This is a genomic window from Bradyrhizobium sp., assembly GCF_049581145.1.
Taxonomy (GTDB): domain Bacteria; phylum Pseudomonadota; class Alphaproteobacteria; order Rhizobiales; family Xanthobacteraceae; genus Bradyrhizobium.
In genome coordinates, this window is record NZ_JBAURI010000746.1 from 1 (window position 1) to 5,526 (window position 5,526).

Annotated in this window: 7 protein-coding genes; 3 read left to right on the forward strand and 4 right to left on the reverse strand. The window is 64.1% G+C overall.

Features of this window, described 5'->3' with window-relative positions:
* A partial coding sequence (locus WCB02_RS24325) for a response regulator (protein WP_423962167.1) occupies positions 1-321 on the reverse strand: 321 nt, incomplete at its 3' end.
* A 184-nt stretch (positions 322-505) separates the two neighbouring features.
* Here WCB02_RS24325 and WCB02_RS24330 point away from each other — a divergent pair.
* From WCB02_RS24330 to WCB02_RS24340, 3 genes are all read left to right on the forward strand, one after another.
* Positions 506-730, forward strand: coding sequence for a hypothetical protein (locus WCB02_RS24330; RefSeq protein ID WP_423962168.1), 225 nt, complete (start codon positions 506-508; stop codon positions 728-730).
* An 85-nt stretch (positions 731-815) separates the two neighbouring features.
* A complete protein-coding gene (locus WCB02_RS24335) occupies positions 816-1,127 on the forward strand; it encodes a cysteine rich repeat-containing protein (protein WP_423962169.1) in 312 nt (103 codons plus the stop codon).
* Positions 1,128-1,153: 26 nt separating this feature from the next.
* Complete coding sequence (locus tag WCB02_RS24340) at positions 1,154-1,993, forward strand: sterol desaturase family protein (RefSeq protein ID WP_423962171.1); 840 nt, start codon at positions 1,154-1,156, stop codon at positions 1,991-1,993.
* Between the two features lie 5 nt (positions 1,994-1,998).
* Here WCB02_RS24340 and WCB02_RS24345 read toward each other — a convergent pair whose 3' ends face one another.
* From WCB02_RS24345 to WCB02_RS24355, 3 genes are all read right to left on the reverse strand, one after another.
* The gene (locus tag WCB02_RS24345) at positions 1,999-3,498 is read right to left on the reverse strand and encodes a phosphomannomutase/phosphoglucomutase (RefSeq protein ID WP_423962172.1); all 1,500 of its coding nucleotides are present in this window, start codon (positions 3,496-3,498) and stop codon (positions 1,999-2,001) included.
* Between the two features lie 616 nt (positions 3,499-4,114).
* Positions 4,115-4,639 carry a TIGR02281 family clan AA aspartic protease gene (locus WCB02_RS24350; protein ID WP_423962173.1) on the reverse strand — a complete coding sequence of 175 codons (525 nt, stop codon included), beginning with the start codon at positions 4,637-4,639 and terminating at the stop codon, positions 4,115-4,117.
* A gap of 164 nt (positions 4,640-4,803) precedes the next feature.
* Positions 4,804-5,526, reverse strand: a 723-nt coding sequence (locus WCB02_RS24355; protein ID WP_423962174.1) for an ATP-dependent helicase C-terminal domain-containing protein, incomplete at its 5' end; no start/stop codon positions are given.

The window sequence follows — 5,526 nt, forward strand, 5'->3', positions numbered from 1 at the left end:
GAACGGCTTGGTCAGATAGTCGTCGGCGCCGATCTCCAGTCCGACCACGCGATCGATCTCGTCGCTTTTCGCCGTCAGCATCAGGATCGGGATAGTGTCGTCGGTCCGCAGCCTTCGGCAGATCGACAGGCCGTCTTCACCCGGCAGCATCAGGTCGAGAATGACGAGATCCGGGCGCAAGCGCTGCAGCATGGCGTCCATCGCCTTGCCGTCGCCGGCGCAGGCGACCTCGAAACCCTCTCGCCGCATGAAGTCAGCGACCAGCCGGCTGATCTCGGGATCGTCCTCGACGATGAGTATGGTTGCCGCTTGCGCCGTCATGGCTGCATTCTGAACGACGCCGAGCGTTGCACAAGGCCGGCATTGCCGTTGTTACAGACTGTTACACCGGACTGACAAAACAATAACAACGGTTTCCGGCCCGCTAAACTGCGCTGACATCGCAGCCCCAGTCTCCCCGACATGGCTACCGCAACGGCAGCCTTCATCCCAGGAGACTTCGACCATGAAAAAGTTCTTCATCGCCTCGGCCATCATCGGCTCGCTGTCGGTCGCCGCGGTTGCCGACGCCAATGCCTGGACCCGCTCCGTTTCGTCCACCGGGCCGCGCGGCGGTACGTCGTCGGTGCAGGCTTCCGGGAGCTGCGCCAACGGCAGCTGCACGCGCAACGTGACGCGCACCGACCCGGCCGGAAACACCTATAGCCGCACCGGAACGGTTTCCCGCTGACGACGGGACCGCGCCGCCGCCCGGATCAATCAGGTCCGGGCGACGGCACCTCATTTCCGGCTAACCCGCGATCCGGATAACCAACATGCTTCTCCTCAAAATCTCAGCGCCGCTCGCCCGAGCCGCGGCCGCCGCACTGATCGCTTCCGCGCTCTGCACGCCCTGGCTGGCGCATGCTCAGGTCACGCAGCAGATGCGCAACGAGGCCATTTCGCTGATGCAGGTCTGCCGTGCCGACTATGACCGCCTGTGTGAGGGCGTGATGCCCGGCGGCGGGCGCATCCTGGCCTGTCTTCACCTCCATGCGAGCCAGCTCAGCCTCGCCTGCGCGCAAGTTATGCCCCGTGCCGAGGAGCTGAAGGACAGCGCCCTCACCGCCGGCGTCATGCCGAAATAGGAGAACGCAGCTCAAGGAGCACCGCCATGGGTCTTCCATCATCTCTCATCGATCCCGGCATCCGCCTCATCATCGCGGCGACTGCGATCGGGCTGATGCTGCTGGAATACGGGCTCGGCCGCCTGGTCGATTGCGAGTCACATGACTGGCGGGAGAGCGCAGCCTCTTTCGGCGTCGCGCTCGGCCAGAACCTGATGCGCGGCCTCGAAGCAGGCCTCGTCGCGATCCCGTTCGCGTTCCTGTATCGACACCGGCTGCTGGAGTTTTCCCAGACCGGTCCGCTGGCGATCGCCGCGCTGTTTCTCGGCAGCGAATTCTGCTATTACTGGCAGCATCGCGCGTCGCATCGTATTCGCTGGATGTGGGCCACGCATGCCGTGCATCATTCGGCGACCCGGCTCAACCTGACAGCGGCGATCAGGCTCGGCTGGACCGGCAATATCTCCGGCAATTTCCTGTTCTTCCTGCCGCTCGCGCTGCTCGGAATCCACCCGGTCGCGATCATCGCGATGCTTGGCATCAATCTGCTCTATCAGTTCATGATTCATACCGAATTCGTGCCCCGGCTCGGCCCCCTCGAATGGGTGTTCAACACGCCCAGCCATCACCGCGTGCATCACGCCTCCAATGAGGCGTGCCTCGACAAGAACTACGGCGGCATCCTGATCATCTTCGACCGGCTGTTCGGCACCTTCGCCGAGCCGCCGCGGGACCAGAAACTGCGCTACGGCCTGGTTGGCGGCACGCCGTCGTACAATCCGGTGCGGGTCGCGCTCGGCGAATGGATCGCAATGCTGCGCGACGCCTGGACCGCGCAAGGCGCAAAGGCAACGCTTCGCGCCCTGTTCGGGCCGCCCGGCGCGTGAGCGCCTCAGATCTTCTGATTATAGGCGCCGACTTCGGGATGGGTGCGCAGCACGCTGTCCATCGCCTCGAACATGTCATGCATGCGCTGCTCCGACACCGGGCTTTCGACCACGACGACGAGCTCCGGCTTGTTGGATGAGGCCCGCACCAGGCCCCAGCTGCCGTCTTCCACCGTGACGCGCACGCCATTGACGGTGACGAGATCGCGGATCTTCTGTCCGGCAACCTTGCTGCCGTTCTTCTCCGCCGCCTCGAAATGCTTCACTACGGCGTCGGCCACGCCATATTTGACTTCGTCGGCGCAATGCGGCGACATGGTCGGCGACGACCAGGTTTTCGGCAGCGCGTTCTTCAGATCCGCCATCGACTTGTCCGGCGCGCGGTCGAGCATGTCGCAGATCGCGATCGCCGATACCAGCCCGTCGTCATAGCCGCGGCCGAACGGCTTGTTGAAGAAGAAATGGCCGGATTTCTCGAAACCGGCGAGCGCGCCGAGCTCGTTGGTGTGGCGCTTCATGTACGAATGGCCGGTCTTCCAATAGACGGTTTTTGCGCCCTGGCTCGAGAGCACGGGATCGGTGACGAACAGGCCGGTAGATTTGACGTCGACCACGAACAGTGCGTCCTTGTGGATCGCCGACATGTCGCGCGCCAGCATGACGCCGACCTTGTCGGCGAAGATTTCCTCGCCGGTGTTGTCGACCACGCCGCACCGGTCGCCATCGCCGTCAAAACCCAGGCCGACATCGGCCTTGTGCGCCAGCACCGCGTCGCGGATCGCGTGCAGCATCTCCATGTCTTCCGGATTCGGATTGTATTTCGGGAAGGTGTAGTCGAGCTCGGTATCGAGCGGGATCACCTCGCAGCCGATCTTCTCCATCACCTGCGGCGCGAACGCGCCCGCGGTGCCGTTGCCGCAGGCAACCACCACCTTGAGCTTGCGCTTCAGCGTCGGACGATGGGTGAGATCGGCGATGTAGCGCGCCGGAAAGTTTTCGTGGAACTGATAGGAGCCGCCGGCCTTGTTGTTGAAATCGGCGTTGAGCACGATCTCTTTCAGCCGGGTCATCTCGGCGGGCCCGAAGGTCAACGGACGGTTGGCGCCCATCTTGACGCCGGTCCAGCCATTGTCGTTGTGCGAGGCGGTCACCATCGCGACGCAGGGCACGTCGAGATCGAACTGCGCGAAATAGGCCATCGGCGTCACCGCCAGCCCGATGTCATGCACCTTGCAGCCCGAAGCCATCAGGCCCGAAATCAGCGCGTATTTGATCGAGGCCGAATAGCCGCGGAAATCATGCCCGGTCACGATCTCCTGCTTAACGCCGAGTTCCGCGATCAGCGCGCCAAGCCCCATGCCCAGCGCCTGCACGCCCATCAGGTTGATTTCCTTGTTGAACAGCCAGCGCGCGTCGTATTCGCGAAAACCGGTCGCCTTCACCATCGGCTCGGATTCGAAGGCATAGGTATTGGGAAACAGCGCGGATTTCGGCTTCGGGAACATACGGGGATCGCCTCGTCGTCAAACAACCAATGGAGCGCAGCCTTAGCGAATGCTCGAGCCCGGCGAAAGGCGGAACGGCGGGATCGAATGAATATAGTTAGGGCGGATTCCCCGCGCCGACGGACCTTTCTGTGGCTCAAGGCGGCCAAGGACACACACGTTAACGATCCGCCCCCACGGCTACTAGACGCTACTAGACGAGTGATTCCATGAACCTATCGTTTCCACGCAGTCCGGCCTCATCCTGAGGAGCAAGCCTTCGCCCGTGAGGGGCGAAGGCTTGCGTCTCGAAGGATGGCAGCTTGCACGGCCGTCTCCCGCGGCCATCCTTCTCAAGGCGATGCAACGCATCGTCCGGAGACGCATCGCTTGCGCGATTCTCCTCACGCGACAACGGCGAAGCCGTTGCGCGGGGATGAGGTTCGGAGGAAGCTGCTATGATTCGATTTCTCAAAATCGCTGTACTGAAAATCGGCCGTAGGATGGGTAGAGCACTTGCGAAACCCATCGGCCAAGGGTGCTGGTGGTGATGGGTTTCGCTGCGCTCTACCCATCCTACGGATCCGTTTCTCGGAATCGCTCGGCTGGACGCGCCAGGGAGGCGCGCGCCGCGGCCCTACTGCTCCAGCACCATCTGGCCATCGGCATATGCGAAGCGCTTGAGGCGCGACAGGAACGACAACCCGAGCAGGTTCTCCGACAGCGCCTCGTCGGGCAGCACCATGGCATCGACGTCGCGCAGCACGAGGCCGCCGACATCGATCATCGCAATCCGCGCGCGCGCCGCCTTGATGCTGCCGTTGGCGGTGGTGACGGTCGCGGTGAACTGCCCCGGGGTCGGGCGCAGCCCGAACATCGCCGCTGACGTTTCATTCAGCGCGACCACGGAGGCGCCGGTGTCGACCATGAAAGCGATGCGCTGGCCGTTGATGCGGCCTTCGGTGGCAAAATGACCGCGGCCGTCGTGCGGAATGCTGAGGCTGTGCGCACTCTCCTGCACCGGCGGCTCGACCGCCGCGACCGTCCGGGCTGCCGTGGTGGCCGCGGCCGGGGTCGGCGCCAGCGTGAGTTTGTCGGCGATCTCCGCCATGAAGGTGCCGAGGCCGGCGAGGATCGCCGCGGTGATCAGGATGTTACGCATGACGCCACATGGACCCAGAGGACGAGCAGCCGATTTCACCACATCGGCGGCGACAGCGCGATTAAATCGCAGCGTCGCGATTTACCATTTTGACAAAAAAGATGAGCGACGGGTTAACAGCCTTGCACACTTCGCCGTGTTCATCGCGGACAGCCCAAAACCCATCACGTTCCCCGTGGTTTGACCCGGCGGGTCGGCATCGCATTGGCGGGATCCTCCGGCCAGGGGTGGCGGGGATAGCGCCCGCGCAGGTCGGACCGGACCGCGGCATAGCTGCCGCGCCAAAATCCGGGCAGATCGCGCGTGACCTGGACCGGGCGTTGCGCCGGCGAGAGCAATTCCAGCACCAGCGGCACCGCGCCCTTGGCGATCGAGGGATGGCTGTTGAGCCCGAACAGCTCCTGCAGCCGCACTGCGATGGTCGGCCCCTGCTCGGCCTCATAGTCGATCGCCAGCATGGTGCCGGTCGGCGCCTCGAAATGGGTCGGCGCCTCGCGCTCCAGCCGCGCCCGCAACTCCCAGGGCAGCAGCGTCTGCAGCGCCTCCGACAGATCGCCGGCCGACAACTCCTTCAGCGAGGTCTTGTCGAACAGCGCTCCCACCAGCCAGTCCTCGCGCCGCGCGGCGAGCGCATCGTCAGACAGATCGGGCCAGCTTTCCCCTTCTGCCTTGCGCAGAAACATCACGCGGTCGCGCCATTGCGCGGCCTGCTTCGACCATGGCAGCCTGTCGAGTCCGGCGGCAACCAGTCCATCAGCGAAAATACGCGCGGTGTGTTCGGAGGGCGTCAGCGCCAGCGGCGCTTCCGACAGCGTGATGGCGTGCAGCGTACGCCTGCGGCGAGCGCGCAACGCCATCGCGCCGCGATCGAATGAAATCTCGTCGGT

What these genes read in the sequence shown, in the direction of transcription:
- WCB02_RS24335 (WP_423962169.1), top strand. Translation starts at nt 816, where the DNA reads ATGCTTCTCCTCAAAATCTCAGCGCCGCTCGCCCGAGCCGCGGCCGCC.
- WCB02_RS24345 (WP_423962172.1), bottom strand. Translation starts at nt 3,498, where the DNA reads ATGTTCCCGAAGCCGAAATCCGCGCTGTTTCCCAATACCTATGCCTTC.
- WCB02_RS24330 (WP_423962168.1), top strand. Translation starts at nt 506, where the DNA reads ATGAAAAAGTTCTTCATCGCCTCGGCCATCATCGGCTCGCTGTCGGTC.
- WCB02_RS24350 (WP_423962173.1), bottom strand. Translation starts at nt 4,639, where the DNA reads ATGCGTAACATCCTGATCACCGCGGCGATCCTCGCCGGCCTCGGCACC.
- WCB02_RS24340 (WP_423962171.1), top strand. Translation starts at nt 1,154, where the DNA reads ATGGGTCTTCCATCATCTCTCATCGATCCCGGCATCCGCCTCATCATC.